Origin of the sequence: Bradyrhizobium sp. I71, assembly GCF_022354745.1 — a bacterium.
GTDB classification, from domain to species: Bacteria; Pseudomonadota; Alphaproteobacteria; order Rhizobiales; family Xanthobacteraceae; genus Bradyrhizobium; species Bradyrhizobium liaoningense.
Window position 1 is genome coordinate 410,218 of the sequence record NZ_CP059398.1, and the last position, 18,397, is coordinate 428,614.

The window sequence follows — 18,397 nt, forward strand, 5'->3', positions numbered from 1 at the left end:
CGGGACGGGACCGACGCTCTCGTTTTGCCCGTTGCCTGTCACGATCGCCTCCCGTCGTTCCTGACAATTCGGACCTTCTGCTGCTTCTGTCCGCCAAGGCGCAGTTCGGCCGCGGCGAATAAACGGTCGACAATCAGTACATTTTTGTAAGCGCGATAGTTGACGAGCTCGGGCTTACCGTCCTGGCCGATGACGAACAGCGGCGGCATTTCGCCCTGGGCGATGCCAGGCGAGAACTCGATATAGACCTTGCGGCCATCATCATACGCATTGACCGGGCGCCACGGCGGACTATCACCCTCGATGACGTAGCGGTAGCGGCGCTGATCAACTTCCGGGATGATCGGAGTTGGTGGAAACGCCTTGGCGCGACCGGATCGGTCTTCAGTGTAGAACCAAGCGACCGACGGCATGTACGGCTTCTCGCGGGAGCGCAGCTCAATCAGATAAGTCCGACGATCCGTGTTGACGACGAGGTTGGTCTCGATGGCGGGCCTTGTCGGTTTCACCATAATGTGGACGCGCCTGGTATCGCCGTTGCCGCTTTCAGTATCGGCGACGATCCAGCGCACGGTGTCGCCGGCCGCAAGCGGACCTGATCCCGTCAACTGTTCGCCGGGCTCAAGCGCGATGTCGGTGATTTGACCGGGCGCGGCATAGATCTGGTAGAGTGCACCTACGCTATACGGAAAGACCTGGACCGCGTTAAAATAGCCGGCTCGTCGTGGCTCGACCCGTGCCACATCGTTGGCCGTCGCGACCCGATCCGCGGGCTCTTTGGCTTCTTCATCACCTTTCTTGCCGCCGCGCGCCGGCGCCCAGGATGGGGGGACATGCAATGGACGTGCATGGTCGTCTGCCGGCATTGGTAGATCGGGAGACGGCGGCACGTCGTCGTCATAACTGATCTGCGGTGGCTTGAAGGTTGTGCAGCCTGAGAGCGAGAGCGCAAATAGTAGGGCGAGACGCACAGGCGTCCAGTTCCATTTTGGGCTGGAATATCTCGGTGCAGGATTTCTCACTAGCCGAGCTCCTTCGACCAGTTGATGGAATGGACATAGACGCCGAGCGGGTTCTTGCGCAGGCGGTCGGCATCACGCGGGGTTTCGATTGCGACGGAAAGGATTGCGGTCCAGCGCTCTGTCGCGGCGAGCTGGCCGCTGTCGTAGCGTCGCTCGGTCCACGCAACTCGAAAGCTCTCCGGCGACGCACGGATGACGCTCGAGACGTCGATAGAGATCTGCGTGTTGCCGAGCTTGGCGAAAGGATCGTTGTTACGGGCGTAATCGTTTAGTGCCCCGGCACCACGATCGGTCGTAAAGTCATAGGCGCGCAGCCAGTTCTGGCGCAGCACAATGGCGTCGGCCGGAAGTCCCCGCACATCCTCGATAAATCTCGCGAGATGAAATGCGATTTGCGGATCGGTCGGCTGATAGAAAGGACTTGCCGGAGCGACCGCCTGGGCCTGACCAAGATGGTCCACTTCTACGACCCACGGCGTGATGGTGCCCTGGGTGGATTGCCACACGAGCCCAGTGGCAAGCCCACCGGACAGACATAGGCATCCGAATGCCATCAACCGCCAGTTTCTGGCCTGGACACGGGCCGTGCCAATGCGCTCGTCCCAAATTTGAGCCGCCTTTTGGTACGGCGTCACCGGCTCAGGCGTCCGGCCGTAATGAACAGATGGTCGCTTAAACATCAGTGTCCTCCCTCGGAAAGATCAACGGAGGACCCACCCCCCGCACTGTCGCCACTGCGAACGGCATGGGTGGCAGCGGACATACCCTGGTTTACGGTCTGCGCGCGTTTCATGCGGCGCGCCCAAGCCGGCGGTGCTTCCGTGGTTGACGAGCTACCACCGAGCCCGGCGGCCATGCGGCGGAGCGGGCTGACGATCGCTGAGCCGCCTGCCTTGGCGACGCCACTCGAACCTCCCGCTCGGTAAGCACTTGCCGTTCCCGTCGCTACCGTGGCTGCTCCACGGGCACCGCCCAGGAGTGCGCCTCCTGCCAGTCCGGCGCCGCCTGCCGCAAGACCGGCGCCAGCGACGATGGCGCCCCCTGCAGCGAGGCTTGTGCCGACCGCGGCTCCCGCACCGAGTTGCGGTCCGCCCGATACAATGCCATTCGCAATGCCGGGACCGAAAATGCCGAGGCCAAGAAGCGACAAGGCACCAAGCATCAGCGCCATGGCATTATCGATGGTCGGCTGATTGCCGCCGAAACCTGCCGTGAACTGTGAGAACAATGTCGAGCCGATGCCAACGATGACGGCCAGCACCAGGACTTTCACGCCCGACGAAATCACGTTGCCGAGCACGCGCTCTGCGGCGAAAGCGGTCTTACCAAACAGCCCGAACGGTATGAGCACGAAGCCGGCCAGCGTCGTCAGCTTGAACTCGATCAGGGTGATGAAGAGCTGGATGGCCAAAATAAAGAAGGCGAGCAGCACCACGATCCAGGCGAACAGCAGAACCGCAATCTGGATGAAATTCTCGAAGAAGCTGACATAGCCCATCAGGCCCGAGATGGAATCGAGGATCGGCCGTCCAGCATCGAGCCCGACCTGGGCGATCTTCCCTGGCCTCAAGAAATCAGCCGAGGAAAGTCCGGTGCCGGAAGCTTTCAGACCCAAGCCGGCAAAGCTCTCGAAGATGATGCGGGCGAGGCTGTTCCAGTTTCCAATCAGGAAAGCGAACACGCCGACGAACAAAGTCTTCTTGACGAGGCGCGCCAGGATGTCCTCGTCCGCGCCCCATGCCCAGAACAGACCGGCCAGCGTGACATCGATCGCCGCGAGCGTGGTGGCGAGATATCCGACTTCGCCTCCCAGTAGCCCAAACCCGGAATCGATGTACTGGGTGAATGTTCCAAGGAACTGATCGATAATGCCTGTGCCGCCCATCGCTCACTCCTCCCCGGACTGCTGAATCGGAGGGTAACCGGGTGACAGCCGACTCTCGTCCTTAGGGGGTACGAACAATGAGGAGCCCTCTTGAGGAGCCCTCTTGTTGAACGATGATGGTGGAGACTTCTGACCGAGAAATTGCTGGCGCTTCTCGGCCCAAGCCTTTCGGCATTCGGAGAGAGCGTCTTTCTGCTCGTATGTGACGGAGCGGCACTCAGCGAGTTTTGTTGCCAGCGCATCGGCTGCATGATCAGCCGATGTAGCGGACGCGGACTGGTCTTCGTCGCCACGTAACCGGATTGCGCAGGCGGCAACAATGAGGACGACCAGCATCACAGCCGCCATGGTTGGGAGCCGTTCGAGTTTTTTCGTGTTCATCAGTGAAACATCTGTACGGATGTGGGTTGATAGCCGGCACCCTGCGTCATGAAACGGCGCAATTGCTCCCTGCCCTGGTCCTGGGCGGCGGCGCGCTGTGCGGACTCCAGGTTTTGCGCGCGTCCATGGGCCGCGACGACCGCGGTGAGATCCGCGAGTTGTTGGGCTTGCAGGGCCAAGAGTTGATTGCCGGCTTGGCTCACCTGCAATGCGCCGATCGCCCCCTGGCTCGAGGCGACAAGGGCTGACATCTGGGTACGGTTGGTATCGAGGTTGCCGACCACTGTGGCCTGCGTCCGCATCGCGTCCTGCAGACCGGCCATCGCGTTCTGCCAACGCGTTTGCGCGTTCGTTATCAGCGCCTGATTTGACAAGCTCGATGACGCTGGCGCGTAGGTCGTCGAGAATGCCCGATCGATCTGCTGGATGTCATAGGCGATGCGCTGGGCCTGGGCGAGTAACTGTTGCGTTCGCAGGATCGACTTTTCCAACTGCAACAACGACGAGAACGGCAGCGTCGCCAAATTTTTCGCCTGGTTGATCAGCATCTGAGCCTGATTCTGCAGCGACACGATCTGATTGTTGATCTGCTGCAGCGCGCGAGCAGCGGTGAGCACGTTCTGGGCGTAATTGTTGGGATCAAACACAACCAACTGAGCGGAGGCCCGGTTAGGACCAATGAGGACGGCAAACGCAATCACGCTGGCGCTGGCGACACGATGGAGGCGATTCATTTAGATGGCTCCAGCTCAGCGAGTTGCGTGATGAGATCGATCGCCCACGGGATTTCCCGCGCCTTCAGCCAGCCGGAGACAAAATTGTCGCGGCCATGTTCGGCAAAGACCTGCTGGATCGACCCTTGATCGGCTTTGGAGGAAGCCGCGGTGAAGGCCAGTGCGACCTCGCCGAGACCGAGTTCGAACAGGCGATTGCCCCGCCGCGATTGGCAGTAGTAGTCACGCTTGGGTGTGGCCCGCGCGAGGATCTCGATCTGGCGATCGTTCAGCCCAAAACGTCGGTAGATCGCCATGATCTGGGGCTCGATGGCACGGTCGTTGGGCAACAACACTCGTGTTGGACAGCTCTCGATGATGGCCGGCGCGATCGCTGAACCGTCGATATCCGCGAGCGATTGGGTAGCGAAAATGACGGAGGCATTCTTCTTGCGCAGCGTCTTAAGCCATTCACGCAGCCTTCCAGCAAAATCTTCATCATCCAGCGCCAGCCACCCCTCATCAATGATGAGCAGGGTCGGACGACCATCAAAGCGACCCTCGATCCGATGAAACAGATAGGCAAGAACCGCCGGCGCGACCGCTGTCCCAATCAAGCCGTCCGTCTCGAAAACCTGGACGGATGACTCCCCGAGACGTTCGCTTTCGGCATCGAGCAAACGGTCGTAGGGTCCGCCGAGACAATATGACTGCAGGGCTCGCTTCAGGACATTCGATTGAAGCAGAACGGAAAGGCCCGTCAGGGTACGTTCCTCAACCGGCGCAGAGGCTAGCGAACTCAAAGCCGACCAGATGTGCTCCTTGGCTTCCGGGGTGACTTCGATCCGTTCGCGGGTCAAAATCGAGCCGATCCAGTCGGCTGCCCAGCCGCGTTCCGCGACGTCATCGATTCCAGCGAGCGGCTGGAGGGAAACGAACTCGGAGGATTCCCCGGCAATTGCACCGCCGAGATCGTGCCAGTCGCCGCCCATGGCGATTGCGGCCGCACGGATCGATCCACCGAAATCGAAGGCGAAGATCTGAGCTTTTGGGTATCGGCGGAACTGGAGCGCCATCAGCGCCAGCAGCACCGATTTGCCGGCTCCCGTCGGTCCGACCACCAGCATATGTCCGACATCGCCGACATGGAGCGAAAAGCGAAACGGGGTCGATCCCTCCGTCCGGGCCAGGAACAGGGCCGGAGCCTTGAAATGATCGTCCCTCGCCTCGCCGGCCCACACCGCCGACAACGGGATCATGTGTGCCAAATTCAACGTCGAGATCGGCGGCTGCCGGACGTTGGCGTAGACATGCCCCGGCAGGCCGCCGAACCAGGCCTCGACCGCATTCACCGTTTCGATCATGCAGGTGAAATCCCGCCCCTGGATCGCCTTTTCGACGAGACGGAGCTTTTCGTCAGCGGTAGCGGGGTCGTCGTCCCAGACCGTGACCGTCGCCGTGACAAAAGCCTCACCGATCTGGTCGGAACCCAGCTCTTGTAGCGCCGCGTCGGCATCCATGGCCTTGTTGTGGGCATCGGTATCAAGGAGTGCGGAAGCCTCGTTGGTCATCACTTCTTTCAGGATCGCTGCCACCGACTTACGTTTGGCGAACCATTGCCGCCTGATCCTGGTCAGAAGTTTTGTGGCGTCCGCTTTGTCGAGCATGATGGCGCGGGTCGACCAGCGATAAGCGAACGCGAGACGGTTCAGGTCGTCGAGGATCCCAGGCGTCGTCGCCGTCGGAAATCCAACGACGGTCAGGACACGCAGATGCGCACACCCTAGCATCGGCTCGAGCCCACCGGTCAGGGGCTGATCGGCAAGCAGCGCGTCAAGATACATCGGAATCTCGGGTACCCTGACCCGATGCCGCTTAGTCGATACTGTCGAATGCAGGTACGTCAAGGTTTCCTGATCATCCAGCCACGAGCACTCCGGCATGAAGCCCTCGATGAGCTGCAACACCCGGTTGGTTCGATCGACAAATCCGCGGAGAACCTCACGTGCATCGGCGTCGACGGTGCGATTGCCGCCCTCATAGAGCAGCCGTTCCGCTTTCGCGGTACCCTCGGCCGGCGGCAGGTATAGAAATGTCAGGAAATAGCTCGACTCGTAATGCGCACCGGCCTCCTCGAACTGAGCTCGTCGTTCCGCATCGACCAGGGCGGAGGCTACGTCCGGGAACGTGCCAGGCGGATAAGCGCCCGCCGAATGGCGCTGTGCCTCGACAAAGATCGCCCAACCTGATTCCAGGCGCCGCAGGGCGTTGTTCAAGCGACCGGCGATGGCGACGAGTTCAGCCGGAACGGCGCTATCAAGGTCGGGGCCGCGGAATCTTGCCGTCCGCTGAAACGACCCATCCTTGTTGAGGATTATGCCCTCATCGACCAGAGCGGCCCACGGCAGGAAGTCTGCCAGGCGCGTATTCGAACGGCGGTATTCGGCGAGGTTCATCATGGTAGAGCTCATGTGTTGAGGTGACCGGGAATACGGAGGTGTCGGCGAACGACCTCGACGAAGTCGGGATCGCGCTTGGCGGCCCAGACGGCGGCCATGTGGCCGACGAACCAAAGCAGGAGCCCCGCGATCCAGAGGCGCAGACCGATGCCGAGCGCGGCAGCGAGGGTGCCGTTGAGGATGGCGATGGAGCGTGGCGCGCCGCCCATCAGGATCGGCTCGGTCAGCGCGTGATGAACGGGCACGACGAAGTTCGGGATCTGCGGGTCCATCAGATCACCACTCCACCGCCGAACGAGAAGAACGACAGAAAGAAGCTCGATGCGGCAAAGGCGATGGACAGGCCGAACACAATCTGGATGAGCCTGCGGAAACCACCCGACGTGTCGCCAAACGCGAGCGATAGCCCCGTGACGATGATGATGATGACCGCAATGATCTTCGCGACCGGCCCTTCGACCGATTGGAGGATCTGGTTGAGCGGCTGTTCCCACGGCATGTTGGAGCCCGCAGCCAAAGCTGGACTGACGGTCAGATAGGTGGCCGCGACTATGATCGTCGAGACAGTCCCTCGCTTGAGCGAAGTGGTTAAACTCATGGTTGGTCTCCTATGGCTGTAAGGCTGTAATCTCCTGAGGGTCCGAGCCCTGCGACGCTGGCGAGTTCGGCAAGGCGGCGATCGGCACCGCGACCGGAAAGCACGGCGATGACGTTGATGGTTTCCGCGATCAGGGCACGCGGGACGGTGACAACGGCTTCCTGAATGAGCTGCTCGAGTCGCCGCAAGGCACCGAGCGCGGTGCCGGCGTGGATGGTGCCGACGCCGCCCGGATGGCCTGTGCCCCAGGCTTTGAGCAGATCGAGCGCTTCTGCGCCGCGTACCTCTCCGATCGGAATGCGGTCAGGTCTCAGGCGCAGCGAAGATCGCACAAGGTCCGACAGCGAGATCACGCCATCTCTCGTGCGTAGCGCCACGAGGTTCGGTGCCTTACACTGAAGCTCCCGCGTGTCCTCGATGAGAACGACTCGATCCGAGGTCTTGGCAACTTCCGCCAGCAATGCGTTGGTCAGCGTCGTCTTGCCACTGGAGGTGCCGCCAGCGACCAAAATGTTCTTGCGGGTTCCGACCGAAGCCCTCAGAGCTTCGGCTTGGTCCCGGTTCATGATCCCGGTAGCGACGTAGTCATCCAGCGTGAACACTGCGACTGCCGGCTTGCGAATCGCAAAGGCCGGGGCCGCAACTACGGGAGGCAACAGGCCTTCGAAGCGCTCCCCCGTCTCCGGCAGTTCAGCCGATACACGCGGCGCTCCGGCGTGAACTTCGGCACCCACGTGGTGGGCGACCAATCGGACGATGCGCTCCCCGTCGGGAGCTGAAAGGCGCTCACCCGTGTCCGCCAAACCGCTTGACAGCCGGTCGATCCACAACCGGCCGTCGGGGTTGAGCATCACCTCGATGATCGCCGGATCTTCCAGAAAGCGCGCGATCGCAGGTCCGAATGCCGTGCGCAACATGCGCGCACCGCGCGAGATCGCCTCCGATTGAATGGAATGGATTGCCACCGTCGCCCCCAACTAATGAGGCCGTCCCGCGCGGCCTCAGATAGGGGTGAATGAAAAGGGCAGGAAATGGCTCAGCGCAACGGCTGGACCGTGGCGGTCATAGAGCAGCGTAGAAAAAGAAACGTCAGGGAGTGTCCAAACTTTTGGGACCATCCGTAACGAGGCAAGGTGCTCCCGCAGTCAAGCGCTTTAAGTAAGCGCCGAGACCATTGAACTCGAACGCGAGCTCCCATCCGCCGGGGTTTGATTAGGTTCTCGATTGGCTGCCGGGTCCATTGGGCGGAGAAGCTGAGCTAGCCAATCAGGCTGGCGGACAAGTCGTCAGCAACAGAAGAAACAAGGCGCGTTGGGCTCGATACCTCGCCGCTGGTCGGGATCTTTCTCTGCCGTCCATAAGGATCTTTCCAGAGGAATCGCAGATATGCCACTTCCAATGAAGAGACGTTTGATTGACAACCAGTTCAAACATTGGTCACTCGGCGGTTTTTTGCCGCCCGTAAGCCGAGATCTTTCAACCCAGCTGCGGTCTCGCCGAGCCCGCGTCAGCCGACGCCGTTCGTCGGTCACCAAGGTCTCATTGTCAAAGCATTTTTGGCTTTAGCAGTGACTGTCATGGTCGCTCATAGGCCATGTAGCGCAGGATGAGCCACCTGCCGTCCGCGCCACGTCCGAACACATCGAGACCCTCGTCCTCGGTCGTCTCGATTGCCCCAGTCGCCTTGTTCCGCGTCGTCATCGTCCAGGTGAGCCGCACCGCAGCCATATCGTGTTCGGGAAGAATTTCCTTGAGCCTGAAGGCATACAGGTAGCTGTGGTCAGGATCGGCCAGTGCCTGGCGCAGCACCCGGCACTGGGTACTAAAATCCCGCTCGATAGCCCCCCTGACGTCCGCGAGCAGGCCGGCTGCAAAGAGGTCGCAAACCTTGTCGGCGCGTCCAGCATTAAAGTCGCTTGTCCATTGATCGAGTGCGGCAAGGACGCCGCGCTCTGCCGAAGGCGGCTCCGCAATAGCCGAAGGCGCAGCGATGGAAATAAAGAGCAGGAATGCGATGACGGAAAGACGGGGCATGGATGCTCCCAGGAGAAATGGCAGCTTGCCCTCGTATCATAAGATCGGCACTCGCGCGATACGCTCCGCGGCGATGCGCCTTGGCCTTCTCAGCGTGAGGCGACAGCGATGCCCGAAGGTCTAGCAAGCCACACGATCAAGGCGATGAGCGGTGGGCGAAATGGAAACGGGAACGAGCCGGCGGCGTGGAGCGGCGTTGGAGGATGCGATCCTCGACGCGGCCTGGGCGGAGCTGATCGAGTACGGCTACACCGATATGACGTTGGAATCCGTCGCGCAGCGAGCAGGTACGAGCCGGCCCGTGCTGCACCGGCGCTGGCCGAGCCGCACCAAGGTCGCGACAGCCGCGCTCGGGCGGTATCTCGCCCTCAACCCGATTGAGATCCCTGATCTGGGAAGCGTTGGTGTCGAGATGAGCCTGTTTCTGCGCAAGCTGTCCGATCGTGCCCGGCCGGACCTCCTCCGGCTGTTCTTCGACATGACCGGTGACCTAGCGGAGGCAAAGTCCAACTTCGCCGACGTGCGGGCGGAGATCACGAACGGCCGTCTCATTCATACCATCCTCGATCGCGGCATTGAGCGTGGCGAGGTCGATCCTGGCCGCCTCACGCCTCGCATCGCCGCACTGCCGACCGATTTGGCTCGCCACCAGATGCTGATGACGTTGGAGCCGCTTTCGGACGAGGTTATCCGGGAGATCGTAGAGGAAATTTTCCTGCCGCTTGTTCGCCGGAATCCTTCGGCTACCCTCATTGGAGCTGGCGTGGGGTCTAAGATTCAGCACGATCAGCGTTGATCTCGCCGATGAGTTGATCGTCGCGGCAGACGAAAGCCAACCTTTGAAAGGCTGACGGCCGAGCGCATTCAACAACGGCATGGCTCACGTCTGCTTGGGCGAATGGCAGCCGTCCGCACGATGGCCGAGCAGCGCCGGCTTGGCCCGCCCGCGGTGAGCGCGGGCGGGCAGCCAAAAGCTTAACCTACACACCTCAACGTGTCCGTGTTGCCGTCGGCGAAACGTTGTTTGGTGAACTGTCCTTGCTCCCCGGTCACCATTCCATCCCGTCACGTGCCTCAAGGATGGGCTCCTCGATCGGCAGCACGATGGATCCAGCCCAACTACCGAGCTCAGCACGCGGCTGGGCGAACCGGAGTTGGAGGTTTTGGCCAACAGTTCGCAACCAAGGTATCGCGAACCACACCAAAGCGACCACCTGAAGAGCCGTGCTGAGACCGAACGCAACCTGATACGCGACTGTCGGATAGTGACCGTTCTGAGCTGGCCATTGCGCGATGACTAGCCCCGTCCCGTATTGAACTACGAATGCCCAGCCGAAATGCAGGAGGTTGAGAGCCCCGTTGGCACGCGCGGCAAGCTCCTTCGGAAAGTAATCGGCTATCATCGAATAGCTCAGGACAGTGGCAGCGCCCACGACTGATACCGTTGACCAGGGTATAAGTGACGGCAGTGGGGCGCGCAGAATCAGTGCGATTTCGGCCATAACGAACAGCGCTGCTACTATTGCTAATAGCACCTCCGTTCTTATGCCGCGTCTACGGAACCGGTCGGCAACAGTACCCAACATTAATGCCGCAAGGCTGATACCGATAGCCAAGATGAACAGTTGAACCATCTGGCTCGGTCGATCAAGTCCCTCTACGTCCGCAAGCCAAGGTGCAGCCCATAACGATTGTAAAGCCCACGATGATCCGATGCAGGTAGCCGAAAGAGGCGCAATTCTTAGAAATCGGGAGTCCGAAAAGACGGACCACAGGGTCAATGACCCCAAAGAGCTAGCAGCCTTTTCTGAATTCAACTCGGGCTCCGGCACGACGAAGTAGATGAATCCGGCCACAGTGACTGTCACAAAGGTCAAGACTTCGAACAGGTCGCGCCAGCCAATCCAAGCAAGCAACCAATCGGTTGGAACGGTAGCGGTGATCGCTCCAAGCGATCCCAGCATGATCATGTATCCGTTGACGAGCGCGATCCGCTCTCTCGGAAACCAGGTGACGATCGCCTTAAGCCCCGCCATCAAGGACCCTGCCACCCCAAGCCCGATCATGGCACGACCAACAAGAAGCTCAGCGAATCCATCCGCCGTGCCGAACAGCGCGGCGCCACCGACCGCCATAACGAGCAAGACAACCTGGACCCGCCTAGGGCCGAACCGGTCCAGGAGCACCCCTATCGGAATCTGGGCCCCCGCAAAGACCAAGAAGTAGATCGAGGCGAGCAGACCCGTCTTGGCGGCATCGAGCCCAAAATCGGAGGCCAGCGCGGGCGAAACCGAAGCATTGATGGTTCGAAAGAAATAGGAGAGATAGTAGCCGGCCGCAAAGGGAAGAAAGACAGAAAGGATCAAGCGCCATTTTGAAGGAGAGCGCTTCCGTGAAGCCCGTGCCTCACCGATGAATTCCGCCCTCGAAGTTGGCGCCGCTGGCCGTGCAATCGGCTCTCGCTCTGTGAGGGAGCTAGTTCGGCAGGCGGCGAAAGTAGGAGTTGCTGCCGCCCTCCCCGGCGGCAGCAGAGATCGCGAGATCCATGTCGGTGTCTTCAGCCGCTGGGTTATGTTGGCCATTTGAAGGACCAGCGTGCCGCTCACTTACTGTTGGCGGGGATTCGCCGGAATTTCTGGAATTGAGACGGTCGATCGTCTCCTGCATCAGGGGCTCGCCCAGCCGAACGCGCCGGTCGACCTGCTCGGCCAGAACCTTGAAGCGTTCGTCGCCGAGGAGAACCGCCTCGCGCTGCCGCGACTGCGAAATTGGTGGCAATACTGCGAGATGATACCGCGCATGCAGTGCGACAGTTTCAGCCACCATTCGCATATCGCGTTCAAGGCGGTCGAACCTGACGCCCATATCGTCGAAACGCTCTCGTATGACATCTTCCGCAGATGGGGCTGCGCTCAGAAAGTGCTCAAGGGCAGCTTCCACGACCATGCTCTTACCGATGCCGGGTCGTTCGGTTGCAGTACAAAGCCGATCGTAGAGCTCCTCGGTGAGCCGTACAGTCATCTTGCGGCTCCGCACAGATTTACGCTTAGCAACCGACGGAGATTCCGCTTCGCCGTGTCCGACCTGCATTTCGAGTTCGCTCTGGACCTGCATGACCATTCTTCCCCTTCGCCAAGAGCGCTGGGGTCACGATATCCGACACGATGGTCGGATCACCACGCCCCGCGAAATGAGAGAAGAACCTCATCGGCTTTGTTTTCAACCGGCCGAAGATGTCGGTGGTAGTCTGGCGTAGCAAAAGAAAGAAATGGCCGATCGATCAAGCTGGACCCGGCTCGTTCGATTGTCTGACCTGCGGCTCGGTGTCGATGGATATTTCCTGCGCCAGGCTCTGACCCTTGGCTAGCCTACGTCCCAGGGCCTCGACAAACCGCTCGTAGCGCTCCCGACCTTTGGCTTGCGCGGCAGGGAGCGCCGCGTCGGGTACCGGCGGTGTAGCGGTGAGCCAGAACCGCACAAACAAGGCCATCGCCTCGTTGGAGATGGTGACGTGACGTTCGAGGCGCTCGACCTGACGCGTCAGCCGATCCAACCGCTTCCCGAGCGCCGCTTCCATTCTCTCCGAATTGTCCGGCGACAGAAAAGACGTGAGCGCGGTCTCGACAATGAAGGCCTGATGCAGCTTTTTCCGACCAGCATAGTCGGCAAGTTGCCTCGCCAGATCTGGCGGCAGGCGAAATGTATGTTTGGTCCGCATTTCTTTACTCACAAGCCAAGGTCATCGCCGGGATCCATCGCGGCCTGGCGGGCGATATCCATCCCCTGCTTTCTCAGAGTATTTGCGCGCTGGACTTCATCATCTGTTTCTTCTTCGGCGAAGTCGAATTCGGCCTTAGCCGGAGCTGGATCCGGCACGACCTCTTCGTGCTCAGGAAGCTCTGGCTCACGCCGAATGCCAGCGTTGGCTTGATCGCTGATGGGCTCGGCGTTCTGCGGTCGATTGATTGTTTTGGGTTCAGGGACGTTAGCGGGGGGCAACGGTAGGTCTTTCCAGTCATCCTTCGCATTATTGCGAGCCTCTGCGGCACCATCGGGCTTCGCAGGCGGAATCACGCGCTCACGAAATCGCTCGTCTTCGAAATAGCGCGCTTTCATGGCTCGGATCGGCGAGCATCCAGAAATCAGGACCAACTCGTCATTCGACGGTAGTTGCATTACCTCCCCCGGCGTGAGCAACGGGCGTGCGGTTTCCTGCCGTGACACCATCAGATGTCCCAGCCACGGGCTTAGCCTGTGGCCGGCATAATTTTTCATGGCGCGCAATTCGGTGGCCGTTCCCAGCGCGTCCGATATGCGCCGTGCGGTTCGTTCGTCATTGGTTGCGAAGCAAACGCGGACGTGACAATTGTCGAGGATGGAATTGTTCGGACCGTAGGCTTTTTCAATCTGATTGAGCGATTGGGCGATAAGAAAGCTTTTGAGCCCATAACCCGCCATGAACGCCAACGCCGATTCGAAAAAGTCGAGCCTTCCCAGCGCAGGGAATTCATCGAGCATCAGCAACAGACGATGCCGGCGTTTTTGAGTATCGAGATCCTCCGTCAATCGCCGGCCGATTTGATTGAGGATCAGACGTATCAGCGGCTTGGTCCGACTGATGTCGGATGGTGGTACGACCAAATACAACGAGGTGGGCTGCTTGCCCTCGACCAGATCGCTTATTCGCCAATCGCTGCGTCGCGTCACCTGCGCGATGACGGGATCGCGATAAAGACCGAGGAACGACATCGCCGTCGAAAGTACGCCAGAGCACTCGTTCTCACTTTTATTCATGAGCTCGCGCGCGGCTGAAGCAATGACGGGATGTGGACCCGAGTTGCCAAGATGCGCTGTCGTCATCATGGCTTTCAATGTGGCTTCGATCGGCCGCTTCGGATCAGACAGGAAATTCGCGACGCCGGCGAGGGTCTTGTCCTCCTCGGCGTAAAGCACATGCAGGATGGCCCCTACCAGCAGCGAGTGGCTGGTCTTTTCCCAGTGATTGCGCCTTTCCAAGGCTCCTTCCGGATCCACGAGCACGTCCGCAATGTTCTGGACATCGCGCACCTCCCATTCACCGCGGCGAACTTCCAGCAGGGGATTATAAGCGTCAGACCTGCGGTTGGTGGGGTCAAACAGCAAGATGCGGCCGTGTTGAGCGCGAAAACCGGAGGTGAGATTCCAGTTCTCGCCTTTTATGTCGTGCACAATACAACTACCCGGCCAGGTCAGGAGGGTCGGGATGACCAGGCCGACGCCCTTGCCGCTGCGGGTCGGTGCGAAACAAAGGACATGCTCCGGTCCATTATGGCGAAGGTAGTTGCGGCCGAATCGGCCGAGCACGACCCCGTCCGGACCAGTGAGCCGCGCGGCCCGCACCTCTGACGCCGCCGCCCAACGTGCCGAGCCATAGGTCGCGGCCGTCTTTGCCTCGCGCGCTCGCCAGATCGACATGACAAACGCAACGACGATCGAGATGATTCCTCCTGATGCCGCGATGCAGGCGCCCTGCAGGAATATTCTCGGCGCGTAGGCATTATATACGTACCACCACCAGAAAAACGCTGGCGGCAGATAAATAGGTATCCCGCCAATCAGCTCAAACCATGGTTCTCCTAACCGCGGCTGAAATCCCAACTTCCAGGCAACCCATTGTGTCGCCGCCCACATCGTGAGGAGAACGATGCTGAGCACGACGCAGGTTTGACCCCAAAGCACCTTGGTCGAGGACATGAGCGCAAGGTGCTAAACCGCCACCATAGTTCAAGATGAGATCGCCGGGCATCGTACGCGGTGGGGCCATAGCGTGAAAATCGGACGGTTACTCTTCATGGGGTCAAAAGGAGTTGTTCGCAAAAGACCTACGAGGCACATGCAACGGGCTCTGGCATCATTGGCGCACAGATCTTGACCTTTCGGATGCAACGGGGCCAATTACAATCCCAGCCCGCGTTTCCTTCCGAATTCCCATTCGATGCCCCCACCCTCGCGCTGGATGCCGGTGATGAATTGGCCGATGCGCTTTTCGAGAATGGGTTGCCAGGGTACCAACCGGAAGCCCAGTCCATCCTCGATCATGGCGAAGCGTCCGCTCGCAAGAGAGGCGGTGCCGGCGAGACGGCCGCTGACGTATTCGCCGGCTTTGCTGGGCGTGAAGGTCAAGCCTCGCTCGCTAGCCATTTGACGACCGACGCGCTCCACCTCCCGCTGCTCAAGATTTCGGACGGTCTGCGGCGGGATATGCATGACGCCGTCTAGGACGGTGGCGTAGCCTATTTTGACGAGATGATCAGCGCGACGACGCAGAGCGTCCTTGACATCGCGGCCAAAGCCAGTGTCAGCGATGATCAAAGGCTCCCGAGCCGTTAGCTCGCGATCCAGCCAGGTGGCGGCGTCGCTGCCAATCTGTCGATCGAGGCTTTGCGGCGACAAGGTCTTGATCCTCGGGCTGTCACCGCCTCCGGTACGATCGTAAGCCTGACCACGCTCGATGATATCACCGGAGACCTGCCAATGATCGTCATCGATTCGTTCGACAAGACCCGCTCGACGCAGAGCCTCCAACCTTCGGACATGCGAGCGGACGAAGGATTCGGCATTCTTGCCCTCACGTTCGAACTGTTCGTCGATGCGCGCCAGGTGTTGGCTCGGCCGATAGAATCCGTCCTTCCCGCCCGTGTTGAGAGCGATGTTGCGATCGGCGGCTCTGGGGCCGGTGATGGCAGGTGCGACCTCCACGATCGTGCCTCGCCCGATCTCGTTCAGATGGGAGGGGTCGTGGAGGTCGATGTGGTGGACGTGGCCGTCGACCCCGTCGATCACCAGATAGACCCGCTCGTCCATCTCGTCGCCAGCCAACCCTTTGGCCAGGACGCGGCCTACGATCTTCGCGCTCGGCCGAGCACCGTGACGGACGTATTGATCGATCCCTCGTTCTTCTTCCAGGCCGTGAGCTGAGAGCGCCCGATGCATGGTCTTGATGATATCGTTACGCTCCGAGAGTTCCTTTAAGGTGGCCTCCGCGCGATCCGAGATGACCCATTGTCCGGTCTCAACCTCACTCGCCAGGCCGTAGCGTTCCAAGTGCCTGACCCGGCTGATCATGAGCCCCCGGTTCTCACGAAATGCATAGGTCGTTCCTTCTCCCGGCCTTAGGTCAATGATCCCCCTCTCGCGCTGCTCGGTGGCGAGCATCTTGTCGAGCCGAGTCCACCGTTCCACCTCGATCTCGGTCTTCAACTTAGACTGAAGTTCGATCTCGCTCTGGTGTCCGAGCTCCAGCGTCACCAGTTCAGAGGCCCGATAACGGACGCCGTGGGCGATATAGTCTCCGGCGATATTGAGGATTCCACCTCCCTCCAGAACACCGCGGACAATGATGTGGGTATGGGGATGGCCGGTGTTGTAATGATCAATCGCGATCCAATTGAGGCGGGTCTCAAGATCCTTCTCCACCTGCCGCATCAGGTCGCGCGTGAAGCCTCTCAGGTCGGCCATTTCATTGGAATCTTCCGGCGCCACAATGAAGCGGAACTGATGCCGATCCTCTCGGCCCCGCTCGACAAAGGCCTTGCTGTCGGCCTCGTTCTCGATAGCCGAATAGGCCTTCCCCTTCTCGCCGTCCCGGTTCACTCCATCCCGCTCGAGATATCGAAGATGGGCATCGACTGCCTTGCTCGCAGCTCTGGCCCGCTCCGGACCACGTGCACCCTGCTTCCGTCCCGGGGCATCAAGCTTGACGATCCGCGCCTTGACGGCGACACGACGCGACCGGAAGCGGCCGGCGGAGTCCCGTTGCCAACCACCGTTACGACCTTCCCGCAGGAATGAGGGGACGACTTTTGCACCGCGACCTCGCGCGTTGAACCTACCTGTTTTTCCCGCCTCCCGTCCTTCGCCCAGAGCCGGTCCCCGGCCAATCTTGTTAGGGTTTCCTCCAGCCCTCCTCATGGCCACCTGGACCTGCTTCAGGAAAGGCTGAGACCGCATGCTTGTACGCGGCTTGATCCGGGTCCCCCGGCTACCCACGCGTCCGGGCCGCACATGAAAATCGTCGCTTTGATCTGTCGCCATGAGTAGACGATCCTCGTCGGATCCGACCCATGCAAGTATCGCAACACGTCGAGCGCACTAAATCGCAGGGGTGCGCACGAGATCGAACGAAAAGTACAACTCTGCTAATCGAAGTACGCGACTGCCGTCGCTTAGCTCGTTGAAATCCGTCGCAAAACCCGAAAGCCGCCAGCCGGCCCCCATCGAATGTCGTTGACCGCCGGCCGCGGCAGTCTCAAAAACCAATGTGCAGACAAGCACTTCTCGACCGCTGATGGTCGGCGAGTTCGCGAACGCCAGTTCGCTTTATCTTGCCCTCCTCGGTCGCTCGTCTCCAGCGCCCAACTCCCGAGCTGCAGACTTCCAAGAGCGCGAAGCCGCATACGACAAGATGCACTTTCGGTCATCGCGATAATTCCTCAGATGGTTGACGCACGAACGGGTCAGCGGAGAGCGATTTCGGTGCAACGTTTCAGCATTGCGAATGCAGCGCGAGTAGCGGTTACCGTCCTTCGGTACGTTCGACAAACAGCGGAGCTTCCCGCCAGGGAATCGCACGCCTAATGCGAAATGCCGCGTGTTCGGCCTGCCCGTCGTCGAGCAATGGCGTGACTGCCGCAACGTACGCCGTGGTTTCCGGTGGAAGCGGTTGGCCTGTCGCGAGGTGCTGTTCATACCGCGACGGACCCGCGTGATAGGCCGCAAGGAAGCCTGTTCCGAAGCGATCGTACATCTCCTTGAGGTAGCCGCTGCCCGCCAAGATGTTGTCGCGAGGATCGAAAGGATCGAGGCCGAGACCGTAGCGAACGCTGAGTTCGACCCAAGTGCCAGGCATGAGCTGCAGCAAGCCCATGGCGCCGCGAGACGAGATCGCATGCACGTCCCCACTACTCTCAACCTGCATCACAGCGCGGATCCAGCGCGCCGGAAGGGCGAAGCGAGCGGACGCCTCCTCGATGAATTCGGCGAACCGATCCACGGGCTCAGAACGCGTCGCAATCTGTGCGCCCGCGCTCGGAACGAAGACTGTCGAAACGGCGATCTGGCATACGATTGGCGCGATGGCGACGATGATCCGCGTAATCGCTCGGCGTGACCGGAGCCGTGCAATTGAGCACGACAGCTCACGGGCATTTCTTATCCGTTGCAGGCCGACCGAGCGTTTTCCGATTAATGGACCTGGCCGGCAAGGAAAGATCCGAAACAATTTGGAGCAGCCGCCATCAGTCGACGGAGTGAGAATGTCGTGCATG

Annotated in this window: 17 protein-coding genes; 1 reads left to right on the plus strand and 16 read right to left on the minus strand. The window is 60.4% G+C overall.

Going from position 1 to position 18,397, the window contains the following annotated elements:
* Positions 1 to 38 precede the first annotated feature (38 nt).
* The 10 genes from trbG to FJV43_RS01940 form a co-directional block, all read right to left on the minus strand.
* Positions 39 to 971 (minus strand): P-type conjugative transfer protein TrbG, encoded by a 933-nt coding sequence (gene trbG, locus FJV43_RS01895; protein WP_239624217.1) that lies wholly within the window; start codon positions 969 to 971, stop codon positions 39 to 41.
* 50 nt (positions 972 to 1,021) lie between these two features.
* Positions 1,022 to 1,702, minus strand: coding sequence for a conjugal transfer protein TrbF (gene trbF, locus FJV43_RS01900; RefSeq protein ID WP_239624219.1), 681 nt, complete (start codon positions 1,700 to 1,702; stop codon positions 1,022 to 1,024).
* The gene (gene trbL, locus FJV43_RS01905) at positions 1,702 to 2,907 is read right to left on the minus strand and encodes a P-type conjugative transfer protein TrbL (protein WP_239624221.1); all 1,206 of its coding nucleotides are present in this window, start codon (positions 2,905 to 2,907) and stop codon (positions 1,702 to 1,704) included. Before trbL ends, trbF begins: the two co-directional genes overlap by 1 nt.
* A gap of 3 nt (positions 2,908 to 2,910) precedes the next feature.
* Positions 2,911 to 3,288, minus strand: coding sequence for a putative entry exclusion protein TrbK-alt (gene trbK-alt / locus FJV43_RS01910; protein WP_239624223.1), 378 nt, complete (start codon positions 3,286 to 3,288; stop codon positions 2,911 to 2,913).
* The gene (trbJ, locus tag FJV43_RS01915; RefSeq protein ID WP_239624225.1) at positions 3,288 to 4,022 is read right to left on the minus strand and encodes a P-type conjugative transfer protein TrbJ; all 735 of its coding nucleotides are present in this window, start codon (positions 4,020 to 4,022) and stop codon (positions 3,288 to 3,290) included. Before trbJ ends, trbK-alt begins: the two co-directional genes overlap by 1 nt.
* Positions 4,019 to 6,460, minus strand: a complete 2,442-nt coding sequence (trbE, locus tag FJV43_RS01920; protein WP_239624227.1) for a conjugal transfer protein TrbE — start codon at positions 6,458 to 6,460, stop codon at positions 4,019 to 4,021. The genes trbJ and trbE overlap by 4 nt, the downstream gene beginning before the upstream one ends.
* Before the next feature lie 8 nt (positions 6,461 to 6,468).
* The gene (locus tag FJV43_RS01925; RefSeq protein ID WP_239624229.1) at positions 6,469 to 6,732 is read right to left on the minus strand and encodes a VirB3 family type IV secretion system protein; all 264 of its coding nucleotides are present in this window, start codon (positions 6,730 to 6,732) and stop codon (positions 6,469 to 6,471) included.
* Positions 6,732 to 7,058 (minus strand): TrbC/VirB2 family protein, encoded by a 327-nt coding sequence (locus FJV43_RS01930; RefSeq protein WP_239624231.1) that lies wholly within the window; start codon positions 7,056 to 7,058, stop codon positions 6,732 to 6,734. Before FJV43_RS01930 ends, FJV43_RS01925 begins: the two co-directional genes overlap by 1 nt.
* Positions 7,055 to 8,023: a P-type conjugative transfer ATPase TrbB gene (gene trbB, locus FJV43_RS01935; protein ID WP_239624233.1), complete on the minus strand. Its 969-nt coding sequence runs from the start codon at positions 8,021 to 8,023 to the stop codon at positions 7,055 to 7,057. Before trbB ends, FJV43_RS01930 begins: the two co-directional genes overlap by 4 nt.
* Positions 8,024 to 8,633: 610 nt before the next feature.
* A complete protein-coding gene (locus FJV43_RS01940; protein ID WP_239624235.1) occupies positions 8,634 to 9,092 on the minus strand; it encodes a hypothetical protein in 459 nt (152 codons plus the stop codon).
* 196 nt (positions 9,093 to 9,288) lie between these two features.
* On the opposite strand from FJV43_RS01940, the gene FJV43_RS01945 reads away from it, so the two are divergent.
* Positions 9,289 to 9,888, plus strand: a complete 600-nt coding sequence (locus tag FJV43_RS01945) for a TetR/AcrR family transcriptional regulator (RefSeq protein WP_239624237.1) — start codon at positions 9,289 to 9,291, stop codon at positions 9,886 to 9,888.
* Between the two features lie 253 nt (positions 9,889 to 10,141).
* On the opposite strand, the gene FJV43_RS01950 is transcribed toward FJV43_RS01945, so the two are convergent.
* The 6 genes from FJV43_RS01950 to FJV43_RS01975 form a co-directional block, all read right to left on the minus strand.
* On the minus strand, positions 10,142 to 11,458 hold the full coding sequence (locus tag FJV43_RS01950) for an MFS transporter (protein ID WP_345946140.1): 1,317 nt from the start codon (positions 11,456 to 11,458) through the stop codon (positions 10,142 to 10,144).
* 109 nt (positions 11,459 to 11,567) lie between these two features.
* Positions 11,568 to 12,212 (minus strand): hypothetical protein, encoded by a 645-nt coding sequence (locus FJV43_RS01955; RefSeq protein ID WP_239624239.1) that lies wholly within the window; start codon positions 12,210 to 12,212, stop codon positions 11,568 to 11,570.
* Positions 12,213 to 12,372: 160 nt separating this feature from the next.
* Positions 12,373 to 12,810, minus strand: a complete 438-nt coding sequence (locus FJV43_RS01960; RefSeq protein ID WP_239624241.1) for a CopG family transcriptional regulator — start codon at positions 12,808 to 12,810, stop codon at positions 12,373 to 12,375.
* Positions 12,811 to 12,818: 8 nt separating this feature from the next.
* Positions 12,819 to 14,825 (minus strand): conjugal transfer protein TraG, encoded by a 2,007-nt coding sequence (locus FJV43_RS01965; protein ID WP_239624243.1) that lies wholly within the window; start codon positions 14,823 to 14,825, stop codon positions 12,819 to 12,821.
* A 201-nt stretch (positions 14,826 to 15,026) separates the two neighbouring features.
* Complete coding sequence (locus tag FJV43_RS01970; protein ID WP_239624245.1) at positions 15,027 to 17,165, minus strand: DUF3363 domain-containing protein; 2,139 nt, start codon at positions 17,163 to 17,165, stop codon at positions 15,027 to 15,029.
* A 481-nt stretch (positions 17,166 to 17,646) separates the two neighbouring features.
* On the minus strand, positions 17,647 to 18,396 hold the full coding sequence (locus tag FJV43_RS01975) for a lytic transglycosylase domain-containing protein (RefSeq protein ID WP_239624246.1): 750 nt from the start codon (positions 18,394 to 18,396) through the stop codon (positions 17,647 to 17,649).
* Between the last annotated feature and the right edge of the window lies 1 nt (position 18,397).

Coding starts and splice junctions, on each gene's coding strand:
- trbF (WP_239624219.1), bottom strand. CDS start 1,702: ATGTTTAAGCGACCATCTGTTCATTACGGCCGGACGCCTGAGCCGGTG.
- trbL (WP_239624221.1), bottom strand. CDS start 2,907: ATGGGCGGCACAGGCATTATCGATCAGTTCCTTGGAACATTCACCCAG.
- trbK-alt (WP_239624223.1), bottom strand. CDS start 3,288: ATGAACACGAAAAAACTCGAACGGCTCCCAACCATGGCGGCTGTGATG.
- trbJ (WP_239624225.1), bottom strand. CDS start 4,022: ATGAATCGCCTCCATCGTGTCGCCAGCGCCAGCGTGATTGCGTTTGCC.
- trbE (WP_239624227.1), bottom strand. CDS start 6,460: ATGATGAACCTCGCCGAATACCGCCGTTCGAATACGCGCCTGGCAGAC.
- FJV43_RS01925 (WP_239624229.1), bottom strand. CDS start 6,732: ATGGACCCGCAGATCCCGAACTTCGTCGTGCCCGTTCATCACGCGCTG.
- FJV43_RS01930 (WP_239624231.1), bottom strand. CDS start 7,058: ATGAGTTTAACCACTTCGCTCAAGCGAGGGACTGTCTCGACGATCATA.
- FJV43_RS01940 (WP_239624235.1), bottom strand. CDS start 9,092: ATGCCCCGTCTTTCCGTCATCGCATTCCTGCTCTTTATTTCCATCGCT.
- FJV43_RS01955 (WP_239624239.1), bottom strand. CDS start 12,212: ATGGTCATGCAGGTCCAGAGCGAACTCGAAATGCAGGTCGGACACGGC.
- FJV43_RS01960 (WP_239624241.1), bottom strand. CDS start 12,810: ATGCGGACCAAACATACATTTCGCCTGCCGCCAGATCTGGCGAGGCAA.
- FJV43_RS01965 (WP_239624243.1), bottom strand. CDS start 14,825: ATGTCCTCGACCAAGGTGCTTTGGGGTCAAACCTGCGTCGTGCTCAGC.
- FJV43_RS01970 (WP_239624245.1), bottom strand. CDS start 17,165: ATGGCGACAGATCAAAGCGACGATTTTCATGTGCGGCCCGGACGCGTG.
- FJV43_RS01975 (WP_239624246.1), bottom strand. CDS start 18,396: ATGCACGACATTCTCACTCCGTCGACTGATGGCGGCTGCTCCAAATTG.